The sequence below is a fragment of the Klebsiella sp. K47 genome, assembly GCF_051858335.1.
GTDB lineage: Bacteria > Pseudomonadota > Gammaproteobacteria > Enterobacterales > Enterobacteriaceae > Klebsiella > Klebsiella pneumoniae.
The window spans coordinates 79,941-103,194 of record NZ_JBPYUI010000013.1; the positions used below are offsets into that span (position 1 = coordinate 79,941).

General features: G+C 58.2%; 21 protein-coding genes. 17 read left to right on the top strand and 4 right to left on the bottom strand.

What is annotated here, in order from left to right; all coding sequences use genetic code 11:
* Positions 1–204 precede the first annotated feature (204 nt).
* Positions 205–1,233, bottom strand: coding sequence for a 16S rRNA (guanine(1207)-N(2))-methyltransferase RsmC (rsmC, locus tag RRF55_RS14455; protein WP_004177499.1), 1,029 nt, complete (start codon positions 1,231–1,233; stop codon positions 205–207).
* Positions 1,234–1,335: 102 nt separating this feature from the next.
* Between rsmC and RRF55_RS14460 the strand changes: the two genes are divergently transcribed.
* The 13 genes from RRF55_RS14460 (at position 1,336) to deoD (ending at position 13,823) form a co-directional block, all read left to right on the top strand.
* Positions 1,336–1,749 (top strand): DNA polymerase III subunit psi, encoded by a 414-nt coding sequence (locus RRF55_RS14460; RefSeq protein ID WP_064153135.1) that lies wholly within the window; start codon positions 1,336–1,338, stop codon positions 1,747–1,749.
* Positions 1,718–2,164 (top strand): ribosomal protein S18-alanine N-acetyltransferase, encoded by a 447-nt coding sequence (gene rimI, locus RRF55_RS14465; RefSeq protein ID WP_002887706.1) that lies wholly within the window; start codon positions 1,718–1,720, stop codon positions 2,162–2,164. The genes RRF55_RS14460 and rimI overlap by 32 nt, the downstream gene beginning before the upstream one ends.
* 14 nt (positions 2,165–2,178) lie before the next feature.
* Positions 2,179–2,856, top strand: a complete 678-nt coding sequence (gene yjjG / locus RRF55_RS14470; RefSeq protein WP_021313589.1) for a pyrimidine 5'-nucleotidase — start codon at positions 2,179–2,181, stop codon at positions 2,854–2,856.
* A 90-nt stretch (positions 2,857–2,946) separates the two neighbouring features.
* A complete protein-coding gene (prfC, locus tag RRF55_RS14475) occupies positions 2,947–4,536 on the top strand; it encodes a peptide chain release factor 3 (RefSeq protein WP_002887711.1) in 1,590 nt (529 codons plus the stop codon).
* A gap of 219 nt (positions 4,537–4,755) precedes the next feature.
* The gene (osmY, locus tag RRF55_RS14480) at positions 4,756–5,376 is read left to right on the top strand and encodes a molecular chaperone OsmY (RefSeq protein ID WP_004146042.1); all 621 of its coding nucleotides are present in this window, start codon (positions 4,756–4,758) and stop codon (positions 5,374–5,376) included.
* Positions 5,377–5,505: 129 nt separating this feature from the next.
* The gene (locus RRF55_RS14485) at positions 5,506–5,667 is read left to right on the top strand and encodes a DUF1328 domain-containing protein (protein ID WP_002887716.1); all 162 of its coding nucleotides are present in this window, start codon (positions 5,506–5,508) and stop codon (positions 5,665–5,667) included.
* A 153-nt stretch (positions 5,668–5,820) separates the two neighbouring features.
* Positions 5,821–6,894 carry a patatin-like phospholipase family protein gene (locus tag RRF55_RS14490; RefSeq protein ID WP_021462665.1) on the top strand — a complete coding sequence of 358 codons (1,074 nt, stop codon included), beginning with the start codon at positions 5,821–5,823 and terminating at the stop codon, positions 6,892–6,894.
* The gene (locus RRF55_RS14495; protein WP_021462664.1) at positions 6,891–7,685 is read left to right on the top strand and encodes a TatD family hydrolase; all 795 of its coding nucleotides are present in this window, start codon (positions 6,891–6,893) and stop codon (positions 7,683–7,685) included. The genes RRF55_RS14490 and RRF55_RS14495 overlap by 4 nt, the downstream gene beginning before the upstream one ends.
* Positions 7,686–7,815: 130 nt before the next feature.
* On the top strand, positions 7,816–9,093 hold the full coding sequence (locus RRF55_RS14500; protein WP_004146034.1) for a NupC/NupG family nucleoside CNT transporter: 1,278 nt from the start codon (positions 7,816–7,818) through the stop codon (positions 9,091–9,093).
* A 416-nt stretch (positions 9,094–9,509) separates the two neighbouring features.
* Positions 9,510–10,289 (top strand): deoxyribose-phosphate aldolase, encoded by a 780-nt coding sequence (gene deoC / locus RRF55_RS14505; protein WP_002887784.1) that lies wholly within the window; start codon positions 9,510–9,512, stop codon positions 10,287–10,289.
* A gap of 113 nt (positions 10,290–10,402) precedes the next feature.
* Positions 10,403–11,725, top strand: a complete 1,323-nt coding sequence (gene deoA, locus RRF55_RS14510; RefSeq protein ID WP_002887787.1) for a thymidine phosphorylase — start codon at positions 10,403–10,405, stop codon at positions 11,723–11,725.
* 52 nt (positions 11,726–11,777) lie between these two features.
* Positions 11,778–13,001 carry a phosphopentomutase gene (gene deoB / locus RRF55_RS14515; protein WP_004151380.1) on the top strand — a complete coding sequence of 408 codons (1,224 nt, stop codon included), beginning with the start codon at positions 11,778–11,780 and terminating at the stop codon, positions 12,999–13,001.
* A gap of 102 nt (positions 13,002–13,103) precedes the next feature.
* On the top strand, positions 13,104–13,823 hold the full coding sequence (gene deoD / locus RRF55_RS14520; RefSeq protein WP_002887789.1) for a purine-nucleoside phosphorylase: 720 nt from the start codon (positions 13,104–13,106) through the stop codon (positions 13,821–13,823).
* A 79-nt stretch (positions 13,824–13,902) separates the two neighbouring features.
* Here the strand turns inward: deoD and lplA are convergent, their stop codons facing one another.
* Together lplA and RRF55_RS14530 are read right to left on the bottom strand one after the other, a co-directional pair.
* A complete protein-coding gene (gene lplA / locus RRF55_RS14525; protein ID WP_004146971.1) occupies positions 13,903–14,919 on the bottom strand; it encodes a lipoate--protein ligase LplA in 1,017 nt (338 codons plus the stop codon).
* Complete coding sequence (locus RRF55_RS14530; RefSeq protein ID WP_002887794.1) at positions 14,919–15,566, bottom strand: YtjB family periplasmic protein; 648 nt, start codon at positions 15,564–15,566, stop codon at positions 14,919–14,921. Before RRF55_RS14530 ends, lplA begins: the two co-directional genes overlap by 1 nt.
* A 104-nt stretch (positions 15,567–15,670) precedes the next feature.
* On the opposite strand from RRF55_RS14530, the gene serB reads away from it, so the two are divergent.
* The 3 genes from serB to nadR are packed head-to-tail and all read left to right on the top strand — an operon-like array spanning position 15,671 to position 19,288.
* Complete coding sequence (gene serB, locus RRF55_RS14535; RefSeq protein ID WP_004177487.1) at positions 15,671–16,642, top strand: phosphoserine phosphatase; 972 nt, start codon at positions 15,671–15,673, stop codon at positions 16,640–16,642.
* Between the two features lie 9 nt (positions 16,643–16,651).
* Positions 16,652–18,034, top strand: a complete 1,383-nt coding sequence (radA, locus tag RRF55_RS14540; RefSeq protein WP_002887800.1) for a DNA repair protein RadA — start codon at positions 16,652–16,654, stop codon at positions 18,032–18,034.
* Positions 18,035–18,055: 21 nt separating this feature from the next.
* The gene (gene nadR / locus RRF55_RS14545; RefSeq protein WP_002887802.1) at positions 18,056–19,288 is read left to right on the top strand and encodes a multifunctional transcriptional regulator/nicotinamide-nucleotide adenylyltransferase/ribosylnicotinamide kinase NadR; all 1,233 of its coding nucleotides are present in this window, start codon (positions 18,056–18,058) and stop codon (positions 19,286–19,288) included.
* Between the two features lie 93 nt (positions 19,289–19,381).
* Here nadR and ettA read toward each other — a convergent pair whose 3' ends face one another.
* Positions 19,382–21,049, bottom strand: coding sequence for an energy-dependent translational throttle protein EttA (gene ettA / locus RRF55_RS14550; protein WP_002887805.1), 1,668 nt, complete (start codon positions 21,047–21,049; stop codon positions 19,382–19,384).
* A 228-nt stretch (positions 21,050–21,277) separates the two neighbouring features.
* Here ettA and sltY point away from each other — a divergent pair, with 228 nt between their 5' ends.
* Positions 21,278–23,215 carry a murein transglycosylase gene (sltY, locus tag RRF55_RS14555; RefSeq protein ID WP_002887806.1) on the top strand — a complete coding sequence of 646 codons (1,938 nt, stop codon included), beginning with the start codon at positions 21,278–21,280 and terminating at the stop codon, positions 23,213–23,215.
* The last annotated feature ends 39 nt before the right edge of the window (positions 23,216–23,254 follow it).

Below are 23,254 nucleotides of genomic sequence, written 5' to 3' on the forward strand. Positions count from 1 at the left end.
AGCTAGCGCGTCTACCAATTCCGCCACCTTCGCATACCATCGATACTCTGAAAGTATCGTTACCACGGAGGCGCATTCTAGTGGTTTTCGGCGACACGTCAATAGTTAATTATGCAGGTTGTATCGATTGCTGCAAAAATGGGCGGATTTGCCCGCGGGAAGCGCCAGCGGTACCAGGAGCGGGCCGCCGGCGTGAAAAGACGATTATTTTTTCGCCTGACGGGTCATGATGGTGCGATAGACCTTAAAGCGCCCGGTCTGGGCGATCACCTCATGGAAGCCGAACGTCTCATCCAGCACCTGCGGATACGGCAGGAAGGCGTTGGCGACAATGCGCAGCTCGCCGCCGCTGTTCAGATGGCGAACCGCGCCGCGGATCAGCGCCTGGGCGGCTTCGAGACTGGTCTGCAGGCCGTCATGGAATGGCGGGTTGGAGATGATCATGTCGAAGCGACCATTGACCTCGGAGAAGACGTTGCTGGCAAACACATCGCCAGCCAGGCCGTTGGCGGCAAGCGTCGCGCGGCTGGCTTCGACCGCCGGGGCGCTGACGTCGCACAGGGTGAGGCGCACTTTCGGTGAATGGCTGGCCAGCGCGGCGGCCAGCACGCCCGCGCCGCAGCCGACGTCGAGCACTTTCCCTTTGGTATGCGGCTCGAGGGTGGAGAGCAGCAGCTGGCTGCCGACGTCCAGACCGTCGCGGCTGAAGACGCCCGGCAGGGTTTTTATCGTCAGATTATCCAGTGTGTATTCGCCCCAGAATGCGTCGGCGTCGAAGGTCGGCTGCTTTTCCAGACGTCCATGATAGAGGCCACAGCGGCGGGCGCTATCCACTTTGTTTAATGGCGCGTATTCAGCCAGCATCTGCTCCGCGCTGCGGACGCCGCTGCGGTTTTCACCGACGACGAAAATGTCGCTTCCCACCGGCAGCAGAGAGAGCAGGTTCATCAGCTGGAACTGCGCCTCTGGTTTGTTCTTTGGCCAGTAGTAGATCAGGGTGTCGCATTCGGCGACGTCAGCGGCCTCAGCCACTAAGCTAAAACGGACGGTGTCACCCATCTGGCGGTTGAGGACCTGCCAGTGGTGGAACTGTTGGGTGTGGGCGCGGCTGGCCGCGGTATCCAGACGCGCAGGCAGGTCATCCTGCAGGTCACCGGCAAACAGAACGCGGGCGGACTCGAAATCATCACTGTGGCGCAGCAAGACTTCACTTGCCGGGGTAAAAGCGGACATGAAACACTCCTTCATTAAGACTGGCGCCGATTATAGTAGTTTGTTGGCGCAGATACGACGGATTTGCTATATTGCGCGCTTGTTTAACAGGAGTGTTTCGCTATGACATCCCGACGAGACTGGCAATTACAGCAGCTGGGCATTACCCAGTGGTCGCTGCGCCGACCGGGGGCGTTGCAGGGCGAAATCGCTATCTCGCTTCCTGAACATATTCGTCTGGTGATGGTGGCGGAAACCCCGCCGTCGCTGACAGAGCCGCTGATTAGCGACATATTACGCGCGCTGGCCGTGACGCCAGATCAGGTCCTGCAGCTGACTCCGGAGCGGGTGGCGATGCTGCCGCAGGACAGCCGCTGCAACAGCTGGCGGTTGGGCACAGAGGCGTCGCTGCCGCTGGCGGGCGCCCAGGTGTCCACCCCCGCTTTTGATGAACTCCAGACCAGCGCGCCGGTTCGCAGGGCGCTCTGGCAACAAATCTGCGCACATGAACACGATTTCTACCCTCAGCACGGCTGATTTAACCAAAGCCTGGCACATCGAAAAACGCGCCCACGCTTTCCCGTGGAGCGAACAGACTCTGGCCAGTAACCAGGGGGAGCGCTATCGCAACTATCAGCTGTCGGTAGATGGCGAAATGGCGGCTTTCGCCATTACGCAAGTGGTACTGGATGAGGCGACGCTGTTCAATATCGCCGTCGATCCCGCCTACCAGCGCCGCGGCCTGGGGCGAGCGCTGCTGGAGCATGTCATTGATGAAGTCGAAAAACTCGGCGTCGTCACGCTGTGGCTGGAGGTGCGAGCATCCAACGTTGCCGCCATCGCGCTGTATGAGAGCGTAGGTTTCAATGAGGCAACCATCCGCCGCAACTACTATCCTACGGCCGACGGACGCGAAGACGCCATTATTATGGCTCTGCCAATCAGTATGTAACACAAGGTGATACGATGAAATGGGACTGGATTTTCTTTGATGCCGATGAAACGCTGTTTACGTTTGATTCTTTCAGCGGCTTGCAGCGGATGTTTCTCGACTACAGCGTGACCTTTACCGCCGAAGATTTTCAGGACTATCAGGCCGTGAACAAGCCGCTATGGGTGGATTACCAAAACGGCGCCATCACCTCGCTGCAGCTGCAGCACCAGCGTTTTGACAGCTGGGCGGAACGTTTGAATGTGCCGCCCGGGGAACTCAACGACGCGTTTATGAATGCGATGGCGGAAATCTGTGCCCCGTTGCCGGGCGCGGTCTCGCTGCTCAACGCGCTGCAGGGCAAGGTCAGAATGGGCATCATCACCAACGGCTTTACCTCGCTGCAGCAGACTCGTCTGGAGCGGACAGGTTTACGCGATCACTTTGATTTGCTGATTATTTCTGAACAGGTGGGTGTCGCCAAGCCGGACGCGCGTATTTTCGATTATGCGCTGGCGCAGGCGGGTAACCCACCGCGCTCGCGGGTGCTGATGGTCGGCGATACCGCCGAGTCGGATATTCGCGGCGGCGTGAACGCCGGACTGGCGACCTGCTGGCTCAATGCGCATCAGCACGAGCTGCCGGCGGACCTCGAGCCGGACTGGACGGTGACCTCGTTAAGCGAACTGGAGCAGCTCCTGTGTAAACACTGATTGCCTCCCCCCCGTTGATGGGTAAAATAGCCGCAATTTTTCGTATTCCACATGCGTGGCCCATGGCCGCGTTTACTTAGAAGATTAATTATGACGTTGTCTCCTTATCTGCAAGAGGTGGCCAAACGCCGCACTTTTGCCATTATTTCTCACCCGGATGCCGGTAAGACCACCATCACCGAAAAGGTGCTGCTGTTCGGACAGGCGATTCAGACCGCCGGTACAGTAAAAGGTCGTGGTTCCAGCCAGCACGCGAAATCCGACTGGATGGAGATGGAAAAGCAGCGTGGTATCTCGATCACCACCTCGGTAATGCAGTTCCCGTATCATGACTGCCTGGTGAACCTGCTGGATACACCGGGGCACGAAGACTTCTCCGAAGATACCTACCGTACCCTGACGGCGGTGGACTGCTGCCTGATGGTGATTGACGCGGCAAAAGGCGTCGAAGATCGGACCCGTAAGCTGATGGAAGTCACCCGTCTGCGCGATACGCCGATCCTCACCTTTATGAACAAACTCGACCGTGATATCCGCGATCCGATGGAGCTGCTGGATGAAGTCGAGAACGAGCTGAAAATCGGCTGCGCGCCGATTACCTGGCCTATCGGCTGCGGCAAGCTGTTCAAAGGCGTTTATCATCTCTACAAAGACGAAACCTACCTGTATCAGACCGGTAAAGGCCACACCATCCAGGAAGTGCGTATCGTGAAGGGGCTCAACAACCCGGATCTCGACGCGGCGGTGGGGGAAGACCTGGCGCAGCAGCTGCGTGACGAGCTGGAGCTGGTGCAGGGGGCGTCGAATGAGTTCGACAAAGATCTGTTCCTGGCCGGGGAAATCACCCCGGTCTTCTTCGGAACCGCGTTAGGTAACTTCGGCGTTGACCATATGCTGGATGGCCTGGTGGAGTGGGCCCCGGCGCCGATGCCGCGCAACACCGACACGCGTGAAGTCACCGCCACGGAAGAGAAATTCACCGGCTTCGTGTTTAAAATTCAGGCCAACATGGATCCGAAACACCGCGACCGCGTGGCTTTCATGCGGGTGGTGTCCGGCAAATATGAAAAAGGCATGAAGCTGCGTCAGGTGCGTATCGGCAAGGACGTAGTGATTTCCGACGCGCTGACCTTTATGGCGGGCGATCGCTCGCACGTTGAAGAAGCGTACCCAGGCGATATCATCGGCCTGCATAACCACGGCACCATTCAGATTGGCGATACCTTTACCCAGGGCGAGATGATGAAGTTCACCGGTATTCCGAACTTCGCGCCGGAACTGTTCCGTCGTATTCGCCTGAAGGATCCGCTGAAGCAGAAACAGCTGCTGAAAGGGCTGGTTCAGCTCTCTGAAGAGGGCGCGGTCCAGGTCTTCCGCCCGATCGCTAATAACGATCTAATCGTTGGCGCCGTCGGCGTGCTGCAGTTTGACGTGGTGGTAGCGCGTCTGAAAAGCGAATACAACGTGGAAGCGATTTACGAATCGGTCAACGTGGCCACCGCGCGCTGGGTTGAATCTACTGACGTGAAGAAGTTCGAAGAGTTCAAGCGGAAAAATGAAGTTCAGCTGGCGCTGGATGGCGGCGATAACCTGACCTACATCGCCCCGACAATGGTCAACCTGAACCTGACGCAGGAGCGTTACCCTGACGTGGTGTTCCGCAAAACGCGCGAGCACTAATCCCTGACGAAGCGCGGCGCAGGCCGCGCTTTTTTCTGATTACGCCCCCGTTCCCTTCCTTCTGGAAAGTTCTTAAAACACCGCTAATTCGTCTGTTTTTTATCCATATCCTCCGCAACCCCTTCGTCTGTCTACTATATTTAATTCGTGTTTTTAAAAATGCTGGCGTAATTCACTGCGATAAGACGCCAGCGCTGGTGAAAAAACGAGGACATAACGATGACCAGACTAAAGAATGCCAATATGTTGCTGGCGCTCTTCTTAGGCTTAGCCGCGTTGAACGCCTCGGCAGAGACGGAAAAAACAACGGTAGACAGTGCGAAGTCGGCTGCCAGCAATGCGGGAGAGGCGGTAGATAATTCGATTAACAAAGTCGGCGATTTTATGGACGACAGTACCATTACCGCACGGGTAAAAGCGGCGCTGATCGACCATAAAGATATTAACTCCGGCGATATTTCGGTGAAAACGGAGAATAAAGTGGTCACCCTCAGCGGCGACGTCACCAGTGCTGAACAGAAAAGTCAGGCACTGAGCGTAGCGAAAGAGGTCAAAGGCGTCTCACACGTTAACGACAAGCTGACGGTCCATCATAAATCATCGAGCGAGACGGCGACGCTGAAAGGCTATGCCGGGGATACCGCCATTACCAGCGAAGTGAAAGCCAAGCTGCTGGCGGATGACATTGTCCCTTCGCGCAATGTGAAAGTCGAAACCAACGCCGGCGCGGTACATCTGACCGGTACGGTGGCTTCCGCGGCGCAGGCGGAGCGTGCCGCAGAGATTGCGAAAGCGGTCTCCGGTGTGAAAAGCGTGCGCAACGATCTTAGCGTTAAGTAAACCGAGTTATTAACAAAAGTGTTGTCTGGCCAAGGTTGCCGAACGAATAGCAGCATCCACTGAGCGATGAGCTATACAGAAAGGGTGCGCAAACCGCTGTTCACCGTCCATTATGGTAAGGAGAAAAGTATGTTTCGATGGGGAATTATTTTTCTGGTCATTGCATTAATTGCTGCGGCTCTGGGCTTTGGTGGTCTGGCGGGTACGGCCGCTGGCGCTGCGAAAATCGTCTTTGTCGTCGGGATTATCCTGTTCCTGGTGAGCCTGTTTACAGGACGCAGACGTCCTTAGGCGGCCCGCGATGCGGGCGATACTGAAGCCTAAGCATTTTTACTGACACGTCATCTTACACAAAGCCAGTCCTGAGGACTGGCTTTCGCGGTTTAAGCGGCGGGCAAATTGCGTTACCTTGTCAGGAGAAGATCAATCGAACAGGAAAGCAGGGTGGGGCAGCGCATTCCCGTCACGCTGGGCAATATCGCCCCGCTGGCGGTTAAACCCTTCCGACCAGGCAAGCTGGCGCTGGTATGCGAAGGTGGAGGACAGCGAGGGATTTTTACTGCCGGGGTGCTGGACGAATTTATGCGCGCCGGATTTAACCCCTTTGACCTGATGCTGGGTACTTCCGCCGGCGCGCAAAACCTCTCCGCCTACATGTGTAATCAGCAAGGCTATGCACGCAAAGTTATCACCCGCTACACCACTTCACGCCAGTTTTTCGATCCGATGCGCTTTGTGCGCGGCGGCAACCTTATCGATCTCGACTGGCTGGTTGAGGCCACTTCGCAGCAAATGCCGCTTGCCATGAACTATGCCGAAGCGCAGTTCGCGTTGGGGAAAGAGCTGTGGCTATGCGCTTGCCGCGGTGACGATTACTCCGCCAGCTATTTTTCGCCGACGCCGCAAACGTGGCTGGATCTGATCCGCGCCTCCAGCGCCATCCCCGGCTTTTATCGCAGCGGCGTGTTGCTCGACGGCGTTAGCTACCTGGACGGCGGCGTCAGCGATGCGATCCCGGTGCAGGAGGCGGCCCGCCGCGGCGCCAAGACCATCGTGGTGATCCGTACCGTCCCTTCGCAGATGTTTTATACCCCGCAGTGGTTCAAGCGGATGGAGCGCTGGCTGGGAGAGAGTAGTCTGCAACCGCTGGTCAATTTGGTGCATCATCACGAAACCACCTACCGCGCCATCCAGCAGTTCATCGAGAAACCGCCGGGTAAGTTGCGGATCTTCGAAATCTATCCGCAGCGGCCGCTGCGCAGCATGGCGCTAGGCAGCCGACTACCGGCGCTGCTGGAGGACTACAAAACCGGGCGCCAGTGCGGCCGTTATTTCCTGGCAACGGTGGGTAAACTACTGGCCGACCAGCCGCCGCTGCTGCGCCACGCGCCGCGTATTGCCCGGCCCGCGCCGGTGGTGGTGCCGCCGGTGCCGGTGGCCAATGAAGCGCCCCAGGCGACCATCATGCCTGCGCCCCAGGCGAATGACCCCAGTTTTGATCATGAGGATCTGGCGTGACGCACCGTTTTATCGATACCCACTGTCACTTTGATTTTCCCCCCTTCGCGGCAGATGAGGTCGCCAGCCTGGCGCGTGCGGCGCAGGCCGGCGTCGGGCGAATTATCGTTCCAGCCATCTCTGCTGAGCGTTTTAGCCGCGTGCTGACGCTGGCAGCTCAGCACGAAGCGCTGTACGCCGCGCTGGGTATGCATCCGATCGTCATCGAAGAGCATACTGATGAGGGACTGGCGCAGCTGGAAGCCTTGATGGCGCAGCGGCCGCCTAAACTGGTGGCGGTGGGAGAGATTGGCCTCGATCTTTATCGCGACGATCCGCAGTTTGATCGTCAGCAGGCGCTACTGGAAGCGCAGCTGAGGCTGGCGAAGCGTTACGATCTGCCGGTGATCCTCCACTCCAGACGCACCCACGATAAGCTGGCGATGCTGCTGAAAAAACATGCCCTGCCGCGTACCGGAGTCATCCATGGCTTTGCCGGCAGCCTGCAGCAGGCCGAGCGCTTCGTTCAGCTTGGCTATAAGATCGGCGTTGGCGGCACCATTACCTATCCCCGCGCCAGTAAAACCCGTGAAGTGATGGCGCGTCTGCCGCTTTCCGCTCTGCTGCTGGAGACCGATGCGCCGGATATGCCGCTAAATGGCTTTCAGGGACAGCCCAATCGACCGGAACAAGCTGCACGGGTATTTGAGGCGCTGTGTGAACTGCGTCCGGAGTCGCCGGCAGCCATAGAAGAAGGGATCATGCACAATACGCTCGCCTTGTTTTCCCTTCCCCCGGTCTCTGTATGGTGATCGATTTCTCATAATTGTCCATCCATATCATTGATTTGCTTAAAATGTGTGAAGCCAGACGGGCAGGATAGTTTCAGGCCGATATAATCACGCGGTTAGTACTGGACTATCAAAAACACAGGGAATCTGTATGCAAATCCTCATGGGACTTATCGGCATGGTGGCGCTATTGGCCATTGCTGTGCTGCTCTCCAATAACCGAAAAGCCATTAACCTGCGCACCGTGCTCGGCGCCTGGATAATCCAGGTAGGTATCGGCGCGTTAATATTGTATGTACCGGCCGGGCGCGCGGCGCTATTAGCGATGTCGAATGGCGTCGCCAGCGTTATTGCCTACGGCAATGAAGGGATTAGTTTCATCTTCGGCGGGCTGGTCTCCGATAAAATGTTCGAGGTGTTTGGCGGCGGCGGCTTCGTCTTTGCCCTGCGCGTGCTGCCGGTGATCGTCTTCTTCTCGTCGCTGATTGCCGTGCTTTACTACCTGGGCATTATGCAGCTGGTCATTCGCATTCTCGGCGGCGCGCTGCGGGCAGTGCTGAAGACCTCACGTACCGAATCGCTGTCGGCCACGGCGAACATCTTTGTTGGCCAGACCGAAGCGCCGCTGGTGGTGCGTCCTTATATCGCCACCATGACTCGCTCGGAGCTGTTTGCGGTCATGTGCGGCGGCCTGGCCTCGGTGGCGGGCTCGGTACTGGCGGGCTATGCGCAGATGGGCGTTCCGCTGGAGTACCTTATTGCCGCGTCGTTTATGGCGGCGCCGGGAGGCCTGCTGTTTGCCAAAATTATCGTACCGGAAACGGAAAAACCGGACGATAACCCGGCTCATGACAGCCAAAGCGCTGACGCGGATAAACCGGCCAACGTGCTGGATGCCGCCGCCTCCGGCGCCGCGTCTGGTATGCAACTGGCGCTCAACGTCGGCGCGATGCTGCTGGCGTTTATTGCGCTGATCGCCCTGCTGAACGGCATACTCTCCGGCGTCGGCGGCTGGTTTAACCATCCTGAGCTGTCGCTGCAGATGATCCTCGGCTGGATCTTCTCACCCCTGGCGTGGGTGATTGGCGTGCCGTGGCACGAAGCGACGGTGGCGGGGTCGTTTATCGGCCAGAAGCTGATCATTAACGAGTTCGTGGCCTACATGAACTTTGGCGAATATTTAAAGGCGGATGCCGAAGTGGCGGCGGCCGGGCTGCAGGTCATTTCAGATCACACCAAAGCCATTATCTCTTTCGCGCTGTGCGGCTTTGCCAACCTGTCATCGATCGCCATTCTGATTGGCGGACTCGGGGGAATGGCGCCCAACCGGCGGCAGGATATCGCTCAGCTTGGGCTACGTGCGGTAGCGGCGGGGACGCTATCCAACCTGATGAGCGCCACCATCGCCGGGGTTTTTCTCGCCCTGTAAGCCTGTCTCCTGAACCAGCGGCCACCGTGCCGCTGGTGTTGCTGTAAATGTGATAATTCCATCACCACTCTCTTTTTTGAAAAATAGTTTATATTTCAATTTGTAGCGTTTTAATTGCCCGTAAATTGGGCAAAATGTGCGCCACGCTATCGAGTGTAATTGTTATTGTGTGTTAGAATTATCACATCCTCATCGGCGGCGTGGTATCTATTATGCTTAAGAGGGGACTAACGATAATTGCTACGGTATTGAGTGGTAATTTGTGATTTTAATCACGTTACAGTAATGCAAATTCGTAAGTAGTTTTCATTAACTGTGATGAATGTCGAAGTGTAACGACGAGCGAATGTTACAATAGTAACAGACTCGCAAGGTGAACAAACTATTGATCCGGCACGACGCCGGCGGAGTATGAAATGACTGATTTAAAAGCAAGCAGCCTGCGCGCGTTAAAACTGATGGACCTGACCACTCTGAATGACGACGACACCAATGAGAAAGTCATTGCCCTGTGTCATCAGGCGAAAACGCCGGTGGGTAACACCGCGGCGGTCTGCATCTACCCGCGCTTCATCCCGATCGCCCGTAAAACGCTGAATGAGCAGGGGACGCCGGATATTCGCATCGCCACGGTCACCAACTTCCCGCACGGGAATGACGATATCGACATTGCGCTGGCGGAAACCCGCGCGGCGATCGCTTACGGCGCTGACGAAGTGGACGTGGTCTTCCCGTACCGCGCGCTGATCGCCGGCAACGAGCAGGTCGGTTTCGAGCTGGTGAAAGCCTGTAAGGAAGCCTGTGCGGCGGCTAACGTGCTGCTGAAAGTGATCATCGAAACCGGTGAGCTGAAAGAAGAAGCGCTGATCCGTAAAGCGTCTGAAATCTCTATCAAAGCCGGGGCCGATTTCATCAAAACCTCGACCGGTAAAGTGCCGGTAAATGCCACGCCGGAAAGCGCGCGCATCATGATGGAAGTGATCCGCGATATGGGCGTTGAGAAAACCGTTGGCTTCAAACCGGCGGGCGGCGTGCGCAGCGCGGAAGACGCGCAGCAGTTCCTGGCGATCGCTGATGAACTGTTCGGCGCCGACTGGGCCGATTCTCGTCACTATCGTTTTGGCGCATCCAGCCTGCTGGCTAGCCTGTTGAAAGCCCTGGGTCACGGCGACGGCAAGAGCGCCAGCAGCTACTAATCCCTTGATTTGCCGGATGGCGCTGCGCTTATCCGGCCTACGAATTGATGCCTGTAGGCCGGATAAGGCGCTCGCGCCGTCATCCGGCAATTTATTCTCTTTGGGAGGTTACCGTGTTTCTCGCACAAGAAATTATTCGTAAAAAACGTGATGGTCAGGCATTAAGCGATGAAGAGATCCGCTTTTTCATCAACGGCATCCGCGACAATACTATCTCTGAAGGGCAGATCGCCGCGCTGGCGATGACCATCTTCTTCCACGATATGTCTATGCCGGAGCGCGTTTCGCTGACCATGGCGATGCGGGATTCCGGTACCGTTCTGGACTGGAAAAGCCTCAACCTTAACGGTCCGATCGTCGATAAACACTCTACCGGCGGCGTCGGGGATGTCACTTCGCTGATGCTGGGGCCGATGGTGGCCGCCTGCGGTGGTTACGTACCGATGATCTCCGGCCGCGGCCTCGGCCATACCGGCGGTACGCTGGACAAACTGGAAGCGATCCCGGGCTTCGATATCTTCCCGGACGACAACCGCTTCCGCGAGATTATAAAAGATGTTGGCGTGGCAATTATCGGGCAGACCAGCTCCCTTGCCCCGGCCGACAAACGTTTCTATGCCACCCGCGATATTACCGCGACGGTGGACTCCATCCCGCTGATTACCGCCTCGATTCTGGCGAAGAAGCTGGCGGAAGGGCTGGATGCGCTGGTGATGGACGTCAAAGTCGGCAGCGGCGCCTTTATGCCGACTTATGAACTCTCTGCCGCGCTGGCCGAAGCGATCGTGGGTGTCGCCAACGGCGCCGGCGTGCGCACCACCGCGCTGCTGACCGATATGAATCAGGTACTGGCCTCCAGCGCCGGCAACGCCGTTGAAGTTCGCGAAGCGGTGCAGTTCCTGACCGGCGAATATCGCAACCCGCGCCTGTTCGACGTGACAATGGCGCTGTGTGTGGAAATGCTGATCTCCGGCAAGCTGGCGGCGGACGATGCCGAGGCGCGCGCGAAGCTGCAGGCGGTGCTGGATAACGGTAAAGCGGCGGAAGTGTTTGGCCGCATGGTCGCGGCGCAGAAAGGGCCGAGCGACTTTGTCGAGAATTATGCTAATTATCTGCCGACGGCGATGCTGAGCAAAGCAGTCTATGCTGATACCGAAGGTTTTATCAGCGCGATGGATACTCGCGCGCTGGGCATGGCAGTGGTTTCTATGGGCGGCGGCCGCCGTCAGGCATCGGACACCATTGACTATAGCGTTGGCTTTACCGAGATGGCGCGTCTGGGTGACCGCGTCGACGGACAGCGTCCGCTGGCGGTGATCCATGCCAAAGACGAGAACAGCTGGCAGGAGGCCGCGAAAGCGGTCAAAGCGGCCATTAAACTGGACGATAAAGCCCCGGAAATTACACCGACAGTCTATCGCCGTATCACTGAATAGCGATATACTGATCTGATCGCTTTTTTGCAGCGCAAGATGTATGGAGAACAAGATGAAACGTGCATTTATCATGGTGCTGGACTCCTTTGGGATTGGCGCAACGGAAGACGCAGACCGCTTTGGCGACGTCGGCGCCGATACGCTGGGCCACATTGCAGAAGCCTGCGCCAAAGGCGAGGCTGACCACGGCCGCAAAGGCCCGCTGAATTTACCGAACCTGACCCGTCTGGGTCTGGTGAAAGCGCATGAAGGCTCCACCGGTAAAATTGCCGCGGGTATGGATGGCAATGCCGAAGTGATTGGCGCCTATGCCTGGGCGCATGAACTTTCTTCCGGTAAAGATACCCCGTCCGGCCACTGGGAAATCGCCGGCGTGCCGGTGCTGTTTGACTGGGGCTACTTCAGCGACCAGGAAAACAGTTTCCCGCAGGAGCTGCTGGATAAGCTGGTGAAACGCGCCAACCTGCCGGGCTATCTCGGCAACTGCCACTCCTCCGGGACGGTGATCCTCGATCAGCTCGGCGAAGAGCATATGAAAACCGGGAAACCGATCTTCTATACCTCCGCTGACTCGGTGTTCCAGATCGCCTGCCACGAAGAGACCTTTGGCCTCGACAAGCTGTATGAGCTGTGCGAAATCGCGCGTGAAGAGCTGACCGAAGGCGGCTATAACATTGGTCGCGTGATTGCTCGTCCTTTCGTGGGCGACAAAGCCGGTAACTTCCAGCGTACCGGTAACCGTCACGACCTGGCGGTAGAGCCGCCGGCGCCGACCGTGCTGCAGAAGCTGGTCGACGAGAAAAACGGCCACGTGGTGTCCGTGGGTAAAATCGCCGATATCTACGCCAACTGCGGTATCACTAAGAAAGTGAAAGCCACCGGGCTGGACGCGCTGTTCGACGCGACCATCAAAGAGATGAAGGAAGCGGGCGACGAGACTATCGTCTTCACTAACTTCGTCGATTTTGACTCCTCCTGGGGCCACCGTCGTGACGTCGCTGGCTACGCGGCGGGTCTGGAGCTGTTCGACCGCCGTCTGCCGGAGCTGATGGAGCTGGTTGGTGAGGACGACATCCTGATCCTCACCGCCGACCACGGCTGCGACCCGACCTGGACTGGTACTGACCACACCCGCGAGCATATCCCGGTGCTGGTGTACGGCCCGAAAGTGAAACCAGGTTCGCTCGGTCACCGTGAAACCTTCGCGGACATCGGCCAGACTATTGCGAAATACTTTGGTACGTCTGACATGGAATATGGCAAAGCCATGTTCTGAGGTCATTGCCCGGTGGCGCACAGCGATCCGGGCCTACGATTTGTAGGCCGGGTAAGGCGTAGCCGCCACCCGGCAAAAACAACAATGTAAAAGGAACTGAAGATGGCAACTCCTCACATTAACGCAGAAATGGGCGATTTCGCTGACGTCGTTTTGATGCCGGGCGACCCGCTGCGCGCGAAGCACATTGCAGAAACCTTCCTCGAAGACGTGCGTGAAGTGAACAACGTGCGCGGCATGCTGGGCTTCACCGGTACCTATAAAGGCCGCAAAATCTCCGTGATGGGCCACGGGATGGGTATCCCGTCCTGCTCTATCTACACCAAAGAGCTGATCACCGATTTCGGCGTGAAGAAAATCATCCGCGTGGGATCCTGCGGCGCGGTGCGTGAAGATGTCAAACTGCGTGACGTGGTGATCGGCATGGGCGCGTGCACCGACTCTAAAGTGAACCGTCTGCGTTTCAAAGACCATGATTTTGCGGCGATTGCCGATTTCGGCATGGTGCGTAATGCGGTAGACGCGGCGAAAGCGCTGGGCGTTGACGCGCGCGTCGGCAACATCTTCTCCGCAGACCTGTTCTATACGCCGGACCCGTCCATGTTCGACGTGATGGAAAAATACGGCATTCTGGGCGTGGAAATGGAAGCGGCGGGTATCTACGGCGTGGCGGCGGAGTTCGGCGCGAAAGCGCTGACCATCTGCACCGTCTCCGACCACATCCGTACCCACGAGCAGACCACTGCCGCTGAACGTCAGACCACGTTCAACGACATGATCAAAATCGCACTGGAATCCGTGCTGCTGGGCGATAAAGAGTAAGAGCTGTTGTGCCGGGTGGCGGCTTCGTCTGACCCGGCCTACGGTTTTCCAGGCCCGCTAAGCGCAGCGGGCTTTTTTATCAGCGCACTGCGCCGGCAATCCACGCCGACAGTTCTTTCAGTTCCGCTTCCTGCTCCGGGAAATCGCCGACCAGCGCCTCGCACTGCTGCTGTAATACTTCTGCCCGATACTGACAGCCGACTAAGCGTGCCGCCAGGGCCTCCAGCGGCGCCGGGTTCAGGCTATCGGTAAAGGCCTGCGCGCGGGTGATATGCCCTTTTTCGACGTCAAAATGCAGCTCAACGCCGCCCCAGCGAAAGCGCTCGTCCAGAAGATGAGAGAAGGCCGGCGCCTGGCCGAAGTTCCACTCCCAGCTGCTCTGACGGGCGAATGTCTCAGCAAAATTTGGTAGATCCGGCGTGTTGTCCGGGGAGATCACCTCGGCGTCCACCCGTTCGCCGTAATGGCTGAAGAATGCTTCCTGGATCGCCTCGCAAACTTGCTGATGGGTAATGCCCGGCAGCAGCTCAACCAGGTTCGCCACCCGTCCGCGCACCGAGGTAATGCCTTTAGCCTGCAGCTTTTTCTGGTCCGGGTTGAGGTAGTTGGCGAGACGGCTTAAATCGGCGTTGAGCAGCAGGGTACCGTGATGAAAACCGCGGTCCATGGTTTCACGATAGGCGGAGCCGGAGACTTTGCGGTCGCCGCTGTCGGTTTTGACCACCAGATCGTTGCGCCCGGAGGCTTCGGCGGTTACGCCGAGTGAATTAAGCGCCGTCAGCACAATAGCGGTGGAGACGGTTTTGTCGTACTCCGGTTTGCCTGCCATAAAGGTAAAGCAGGTATTGCCGAGGTCGTGGAACACCGCGCCGCCGCCGCTGCTGCGACGGGCCAGCCGCACATGGTCTTCCTCCATGCGGCGGGTATTACACTCCTTCCACGGGTTCTGCGCGCGGCCGATGACCACGGTATCGGCATTGCGCCACAGGAACAGCACCCGCTGGGTGGCGGGCATCTGGCGGAAAATGCACTCCTCGACCGCCAGGTTGAACCACGGGTCGTAAGAGTCAGAGAGCAGGAGGCGCAATGTGGACATTATAGATTTCCTTTCTTTTCATCGTCTTCATCCTCAACCGGCTTGTTGGCGGTGAGCAGGAAGGGCGATTGCTGCCAGCGGGTGCGTTTGCCCTGCAGCAGCGTGCGGGTCAGCACCACGCCGATAGCCAGGGACAGTAACAGCATCAGGCGTAAGATATTGGTGGTATTATCCACCTGCTTCGCCTCGGTCGCCAGGGTATGAGTATCGAGGGTCAGACGCAGGTAGCCCAGCGGGCCGTTTTTTCCTGGCACCGGTTCGACAATCTGCTGGTTGAAGTAGCCGCCGGCTTTTTTACCATCCAGCGCCAGCCGGTCGCGAACCTCGACGCTTTCGCCAGAGCGCGCCACCAGGTCGCCCTGTTCGTCATATACGCCGGCGTCCAGGACGCGGCTGTTATGGGTTAGCTGGGTCAACAGCTGATTGATGCGCTTCTCGTCAGGCGTCTCGCTGCGCATCAGCGGCGCGAGATTCAGCACCACCTGCTGCGCCAGCGTGCGGGCCAGCTCTTCCAGCTGCGGATTGCGTTGTTTCTGACTGTTCTGACTGAACCACGAAGCGCCCTGCATCAGCGCGACGAGCAGGGCGAGACAGATAAGAACAATGACCGCACGATGCAGCCGGAATTTCAGTTTTGCGCGAACCATATTCCACCTTTGAAAATTTGCAGCTTAATGTTGCCAGAAGCGCTGGTTACAAGGTAGCCTCATGCGTTATTTTCCTCGCCTGAATGAAGAGATGTGGAGCCGTAATGCCTAACAGTTTGACCTGGTGCGACCTGCCTGAAGACGTTTCCCTGTGGCCTGGGTTGCCGCTTTCCCTGAGCGGCGACGAGGTCATGCCGCTGGATTATCACGCCGGGCGCAGCGGCTGGCTGCTGTATGGTCGCGGTCTGGATAAACGTCGGCTGACGGCGTGGCAGCGTGAGCTGGGCGCCGCGTTAGTGATCGTTGCCTCCTGGGTGGTCGAGGATTACCAGGTGATCCGTCTGGCCGGTTCGCTGACTCCCCGTGCGACGCGACTGGCGCATGAGGCGGGGCTGGACGTCGCGCCATTGGGTAAAATTCCCCATTTGCGCACCCCGGGCCTGCTGGTGATGGACATGGACTCCACGGCGATTCAGATCGAATGCATCGATGAGATTGCGAAACTGGCCGGCACCGGCGAGCTGGTCTCGGAAGTGACCGAGCGGGCGATGCGTGGCGAGCTGGACTTCACCGCCAGCCTGCGCCAGCGCGTGGCGACGCTGAAAGACGCCGATGCCAGTATTTTGCTGCAGGTTCGCGACGCGCTGCCGCTGATGCCGGGCCTGGCGCAGCTGGTGCTCAAGCTGGAAACGCTGGGTTGGAAAGTGGCGATCGCCTCCGGCGGTTTCACCTTCTTTGCCGAGTATCTGCGCGACAAACTGCATCTCGACGCGGTATTCGCCAATGAGCTGGAGATCCGCGACGGCAAGCTCACCGGCAACGTGCTCGGCGATATCGTCGATGCGAAATATAAAGCCAATACGTTGCGCAAGCTGGCGGAAAAGTATGAGATCCCAACGGCGCAAACCGTGGCTATCGGCGATGGCGCCAACGACCTGCCGATGATTAAGGCAGCAGGGCTTGGCATCGCCTATCACGCGAAGCCCAAAGTGAATGAACAGGCGGAAGTGACTATCCGCCACGCTGACCTGATGGGGGTATTCTGTATTCTCTCGGGCAGCATGAACCAAAAGTAAGAGGTAAACGTGGCGAAAGCTCCAAAACGCGCATTTGTCTGTAATGAATGTGGTGCGGATTATCCGCGCTGGCAGGGGCAGTGCAGCGCCTGCCATGCCTGGAACACCATCACCGAGATGCGCATCGCCGCGTCGCCGCAGGTGGCGAGAAACGAGCGTCTTTCAGGCTATGCCGGTAACGCCGGCGTGTCGAAGGTGCAGAAGCTGTCAGATATCAGCCTGGAGGCGCTGCCGCGTTTCTCCACCGGCTTTAAAGAATTCGACCGCGTGCTGGGCGGCGGCGTAGTGCCGGGCAGCGCGATCCTGATTGGCGGCAACCCCGGCGCGGGCAAATCGACGCTGCTGCTGCAAACCCTCTGCAAACTGGCGGAAGGGATGAAAACCCTGTACGTCACCGGGGAGGAGTCCCTGCAGCAGGTGGCGATGCGCGCCCATCGTCTCGGGTTGCCAACGGCCAACCTGAACATGCTCTCGGAAACCAGCATTGAGCAGATCTGTCAGATCGCCGATGAAGAAAAGCCGCAGCTGATGGTGATCGACTCCATCCAGGTGATGCATATGGCCGACGTGCAGTCGTCGCCGGGCAGCGTCGCCCAGGTACGGGAAACCGCGGCCTATTTGACGCGCTTTGCTAAAACTCGCGGCGTGGCGATTGTGATGGTCGGCCACGTCACCAAAGACGGCTCGCTGGCCGGTCCGAAGGTGCTGGAGCACTGTATCGACTGCTCGGTGCTGCTGGACGGGGATGCCGACTCCCGCTTCCGCACGTTGCGCAGCCATAAAAACCGCTTTGGCGCGGTGAACGAGCTGGGCGTCTTCGCCATGACCGAGCAGGGCCTGCGCGAAGTGAGCAACCCGTCCGCTATCTTCCTCAGCCGGGGAGATGAAATCACCTCCGGTAGCTCGGTGATGGTGGTCTGGGAAGGGACCCGCCCGCTGCTGGTGGAGATCCAGGCGCTGGTCGATCACTCGATGATGTCCAACCCGCGCCGCGTTGCGGTGGGGCTGGAACAGAACCGTCTGGCGATCCTGCTGGCGGTGCTGCACCGTCACGGCGGCCTACAGATGGCCGATCAGGACGTCTTCGTCAATGTGGTCGGCGGGGTGAAGGTCACGGAAACCAGCGCCGACCTGGCGCTGCTGCTGGCGATGGTCTCCAGCCTGCGCGACCGTCCTCTGCCGCAGGATCTGGTGGTCTTTGGCGAAGTGGGGCTGGCCGGGGAAATTCGCCCGGTACCGAGCGGTCAGGAGCGTATCTCCGAAGCGGCGAAGCACGGCTTTCGCCGCGCCATCGTCCCGGCGGCCAATGTGCCGAAAAAAGTGCCGGAAGGCATGCAAATCTTTGGCGTGAAAAAGCTTTCAGACGCGCTAAGCGTTTTTGACGACTTATAATAAGTTAAAAGGAGATTAGCGATGTCGTCATTTGACTATTTAAAAAGCGCCATTAAGCAGAAAGGCTGTACCCTGCAGCAGGTGGCGGAAGCCAGCGGAATGACCAAGGGGTATCTTAGCCAGCTGCTGAATGCCAAAATCAAAAGCCCGAGCGCGCAGAAGCTTGAAGCGCTGCATCGTTTCCTCGGGCTGGAGTTTCCCCGCCGACAGAAAAGCGTCGGCGTGGTGTTTGGTAAGTTTTACCCGCTGCATACCGGGCATATCTACCTGATACAGCGCGCCTGTAGCCAGGTCGATGAGCTGCATATCATTATGGGCTATGACGATACCCGCGACCGCGAGCTGTTTGAAGAGAGCGCCATGTCGCAACAGCCGACGGTGCCTGACCGCCTGCGCTGGCTGCTGCAAACCTTTAAATATCAGAAGAATATTCGCATCCACGCCTTCAATGAAGAGGGGATGGAGCCCTATCCGCACGGCTGGGACGTCTGGAGCCATGGGATCCGCGCTTTTATGAGCGAAAAAGGGATCGAGCCGAACCGGATCTATACCTCGGAAGAGGCCGATGCGCCGCAGTACCTTGAGCATCTGGGGATCGAGACGGTGCTTATCGATCCTAAGCGGACCTTTATGAATATTAGCGGCGGGCAGATCCGCGAGAACCCGTTCCGCTACTGGGAATATATTCCGACGGAAGTGAAACCGTTCTTTGTGCGGACGGTGGCGATCCTCGGCGGCGAGTCGAGCGGTAAATCGACGCTGGTCAATAAACTCGCCAATATCTTCAATACCACCAGCGCCTGGGAATATGGCCGGGATTATGTTTTTTCGCATCTCGGCGGCGATGAGATGGCGCTCCAGTATTCGGATTACGATAAAATTGCCCTTGGGCATGCGCAGTATATTGATTTTGCGGTGAAATATGCCAACAAGGTGGCGTTCATCGATACCGACTTCGTCAGCACTCAGGCCTTCTGTCTGAAGTACGAGGGACGTGAGCACCCGTTTGTGCAGGCGCTGATTGATGAATACCGCTTCGACCTGGTGATCCTGCTGGAGAACAATACCCCGTGGGTGGCCGATGGACTGCGCAGTCTTGGAAGCTCGGTGGATCGTAAAGAGTTTCAGTCGTTGCTGGTATCGCTGCTGAAAGAGAACGAGATCGAATTCGTCCATGTGAAGGAGTCGGACTACGATGCCCGGTTCCTGCGCTGCGTCGAGCTGGTGAAACAGCTGATGGGCGAGCAGGGGTAGGTGCTCTGCGGGCTGTAGCCCTCACCCCAACCCTCTCCCAATGGGAGAGGGAGCAAACATTAAAAAAGGCAACTTGCGTTGCCTTTTTGCGTTTTATTTCGCGATACGTTTGTACTTGATTCGCTTCGGCTCCAGCGCGTCGGCGCCGAGAGTGCGTTTCTTGTACTCTTCGTACTCGGTAAAGTTACCTTCGAAGAACTCAACCTTACCTTCATCCTGGTAATCCAGAATGTGGGTGGCAATACGGTCAAGGAACCAGCGGTCGTGCGAGATAACCATCGCGCAGCCCGGGAACTCCAGCAGGGCGTTTTCCAGCGCGCGCAGGGTTTCGATATCCAGGTCGTTGGTTGGTTCATCGAGCAGCAGGACGTTACCGCCGACCTGCAGCAGTTTCGCCAGGTGCAGACGACCACGTTCACCGCCGGACAGCTCGCCAACGCGTTTACCCTGGTCGACGCCTTTGAAGTTAAAGCGGCCCACGTAGGCGCGGCTCGGCATCTCGGTGTTGCCGATCTTCATGATATCCAGGCCGCCAGACACTTCTTCCCACACGGTCTTACTGTTGTCCATCGCGTCGCGGAACTGATCGACGGAAGCCAGCTTAACGGTTTCACCCAGGGTGATGGTGCCGGAATCAGGCTGTTCCTGGCCGGACATCATGCGGAAGAGGGTGGATTTACCCGCGCCGTTCGGACCGATGATGCCGACGATAGCGCCTTTCGGTACCGAGAAGCTCAGATCGTCAATCAGAACGCGGTCGCCGTAAGATTTGCGCAGATGGCTGACTTCCAGAACTTTATCGCCCAGACGCGGGCCTGGCGGAATGAACAGTTCGTTAGTCTCGTTACGTTTCTGATATTCAACGTTGTTAAGCTCTTCAAAGCGCGCCAGGCGGGCTTTGCCCTTAGACTGACGGCCTTTCGCGCCCTGGCGAACCCACTCGAGTTCTTTCTCGATAGATTTGCGGCGTGCGGCTTCCTGAGAAGCTTCCTGCGCCAGACGCTGGTCTTTCTGCTCCAGCCAGGAGGAGTAGTTGCCTTCCCACGGAATACCTTCGCCGCGGTCAAGCTCGAGGATCCAGCCGGCGACGTTATCAAGGAAGTAACGGTCGTGGGTAATCGCCACCACGGTGCCTTCGAAGTCGTGCAGGAAGCGTTCCAGCCAGGCGACGGACTCGGCGTCGAGGTGGTTGGTCGGTTCGTCGAGCAGCAGCATATCCGGTTTTTCCAGCAGCAGACGGCACAGCGCGACGCGGCGGCGTTCACCACCGGAAAGATTAGCGATTTTCGCATCCCAGTCCGGCAGGCGCAGGGCGTCGGCCGCGCGCTCCAGCTGGACGTTCAGGTTGTGGCCGTCGTGCGCCTGGATAATCTCTTCGAACTTGCCTTGCTGTGCGGCAAGCTTATCGAAGTCCGCATCCGGCTCGGCGTATTTGGCATAGACTTCGTCCAGCCCCTTCAGCGCGTTAACCACTTCGGCGACCGCTTCTTCCACGGACTCGCGCACGGTGTGCTCCGGGTTGAGCTGCGGCTCCTGCGGCAGGTAGCCGATTTTGATGCCGGGCTGCGGACGCGCTTCACCTTCGATCTCGGTGTCGATACCGGCCATGATGCGCAGCAGGGTAGATTTACCGGCGCCGTTCAGACCGAGCACACCGATTTTCGCGCCAGGGAAAAAGCTGAGGGAGATATTTTTCAAAATATGACGTTTCGGCGGAACCACTTTGCCGACACGATGCATGGTATAAACGAATTGAGCCACGTTGGACTTCGCCTCTTTCTATTTTGATAGATAGTTCAAAGCCGAAGTGTAGCCTTTTTCGCGCGCTAATCCCAGCGAGGCGACAGGATTCACAGAAGCGTAAAAAAATGTCCAGGACATGGCGCGTTTAGCGTTGTCTGATTAGCATAAGTAAAGCCGCCTGCCGAACCGGCAGGGGTTTTTAAGCGGCACGATGCTGCGAAAATGCACCGGAAAGAGGAAGAGCTTGTGGAAAAAGCCAAAAAAATGACGTGGCATCTTTTGGCTGCCAGCGTTGGTTTGTTGACGTTGAGTCAGCTGGCGCATGCGGATTCACTGGATGAACAGCGCAGCCGCTACGCACAAATTAAGCAGGCGTGGGATAACCGGCAGATGGATGTAGTCGACCAGCTGATGCCCACGTTAAGCACCTATCCCCTGTATCCCTATTTGCAGTACCGACAGATCACCGACGATCTGATGAACCAGCCGGCGCTGGTGGTGAAAAACTTTATTGACGCCAATCCGACGCTGCCCCCTGCGCGTTCATTACGTTCGCGCTTCGTGAATGAACTGGCCCGGCGCAGCGACTGGCGCGGCTTGCTGGCGTTTAGCCCGGATAAGCCGACCAGCACCGAGGCGCAGTGCAACTATTACTACGCCAAGCTGAGCGTGGGACAGTCGCAGGAGGCCTGGAGCGGGGCGAAAGAGCTGTGGCTGACGGGCAAGAATCAGCCCGGCGCCTGTGAACCGCTGTTCAGCGCCTGGCGCGACTCCGGTCAGCAGGATCCGCTGGCCTATCTCGAACGGATCCGCCTGGCGATGAAGGCCGGCAATATCGGGCTGGTGAAATCGCTGGCCCAGCAAATGCCCGCCAACTACCAGAGCATCGCCAGCGCCGTGGTCGCCCTGGCTAACGATCCAAACAGCGTCCTCACCTTCGCCCGCACCACCGGGGCGACGGACTTTACCCGTCAGATGGCCGCCGTCGCCTTCGCCAGCGTCGCCCGCCAGGACGTGGAAAATGCCCGCCTGATGATCCCTTCGCTGGTACAGGCTCAGCAGCTCAATGAGGATCAGACCCAGGAACTGCGCGATATTGTCGCCTGGCGCCTGATGGGTAGCGATGTAACCGAAGAGCAGGCCATCTGGCGCGATGACGCAATCATGCGTTCGCAGTCCACGCCGCTGGTGGAGCGGCGGGTACGGATGGCGTTGGGGACGGGCGATCGCCATGGCCTCAACACCTGGCTGGCGCGCCTGCCGATGGAGGCGAAAGAGAAAGACGAATGGCGCTACTGGCAGGCGGATCTGCTGCTGGAGCGCGGCAGGGATGAGGAGGCGCAGGCGATCCTTCGCTCGTTGATGCAACAGCGAGGCTTCTACCCGATGGTCGCCGCGCAGCGTCTTGGCGAGGAGTATACCTTCCGCATCGATAAAGCCTCGGGCACCATCGATCCGGCGCTGGCCTCCGGGCCGGAGATGGCGCGGGTACGTGAGCTGATGTACTGGAATATGGATAACACCGCGCGCACCGAATGGGCCAACCTGGTCACTAGTCGCACCAAATCCCAGCAGGCGCAGCTGGCGCGCTATGCCTTCGATCAGCACTGGTGGGATCTGAGCGTGCAGGCGACGATCGCCGGTAAGCTGTGGGATCAGCTGGAAGAACGTTTCCCGCTGGCCTATAACGACCTGTTTGCCCGCTATGTTAGCGGCAAAGATATTCCGCAGAGCTACGCGATGGCGATTGCCCGTCAGGAGAGCGCCTGGAACCCGAAAGTGCGCTCGCCGGTCGGCGCCAGCGGACTGATGCAGATTATGCCGGGCACCGCGACGCATACCGTCAGTATGTTCAGCATTCCCGGCTACAGCGGCCCGTCGCAGCTGTTGGATCCGGAAACCAACATCAACATCGGCACCAGCTATCTGCAGTACGTTTATCAGCAGTTCGGCAATAACCGTATCTACGCCTCAGCGGCCTATAACGCCGGGCCGGGCCGGGTACGCAGCTGGCAGGGGAACAGCGCCGGACGGATCGACGCCGTGGCGTTTGTCGAGAGTATTCCGTTTTCGGAAACCCGCGGCTACGTGAAGAATGTCCTCTCCTATGACGCCTACTACCGCTACTTTATGGGGCAGCAGGATAAGATCCTCAGCGATGCGGAGTGGCGCCAGCGTTACTGATCGCCGGGAAGTATGTTATGCTTTGTACTCGTTGAAGAG

Coding starts and splice junctions, on each gene's coding strand:
- rsmC (WP_004177499.1), bottom strand. CDS start 1,233: ATGTCCGCTTTTACCCCGGCAAGTGAAGTCTTGCTGCGCCACAGTGAT.
- RRF55_RS14460 (WP_064153135.1), top strand. CDS start 1,336: ATGACATCCCGACGAGACTGGCAATTACAGCAGCTGGGCATTACCCAG.
- rimI (WP_002887706.1), top strand. CDS start 1,718: ATGAACACGATTTCTACCCTCAGCACGGCTGATTTAACCAAAGCCTGG.
- yjjG (WP_021313589.1), top strand. CDS start 2,179: ATGAAATGGGACTGGATTTTCTTTGATGCCGATGAAACGCTGTTTACG.
- prfC (WP_002887711.1), top strand. CDS start 2,947: ATGACGTTGTCTCCTTATCTGCAAGAGGTGGCCAAACGCCGCACTTTT.
- osmY (WP_004146042.1), top strand. CDS start 4,756: ATGACCAGACTAAAGAATGCCAATATGTTGCTGGCGCTCTTCTTAGGC.
- RRF55_RS14485 (WP_002887716.1), top strand. CDS start 5,506: ATGTTTCGATGGGGAATTATTTTTCTGGTCATTGCATTAATTGCTGCG.
- RRF55_RS14500 (WP_004146034.1), top strand. CDS start 7,816: ATGCAAATCCTCATGGGACTTATCGGCATGGTGGCGCTATTGGCCATT.
- deoC (WP_002887784.1), top strand. CDS start 9,510: ATGACTGATTTAAAAGCAAGCAGCCTGCGCGCGTTAAAACTGATGGAC.
- deoB (WP_004151380.1), top strand. CDS start 11,778: ATGAAACGTGCATTTATCATGGTGCTGGACTCCTTTGGGATTGGCGCA.
- deoD (WP_002887789.1), top strand. CDS start 13,104: ATGGCAACTCCTCACATTAACGCAGAAATGGGCGATTTCGCTGACGTC.
- lplA (WP_004146971.1), bottom strand. CDS start 14,919: ATGTCCACATTGCGCCTCCTGCTCTCTGACTCTTACGACCCGTGGTTC.
- RRF55_RS14530 (WP_002887794.1), bottom strand. CDS start 15,566: ATGGTTCGCGCAAAACTGAAATTCCGGCTGCATCGTGCGGTCATTGTT.
- serB (WP_004177487.1), top strand. CDS start 15,671: ATGCCTAACAGTTTGACCTGGTGCGACCTGCCTGAAGACGTTTCCCTG.
- nadR (WP_002887802.1), top strand. CDS start 18,056: ATGTCGTCATTTGACTATTTAAAAAGCGCCATTAAGCAGAAAGGCTGT.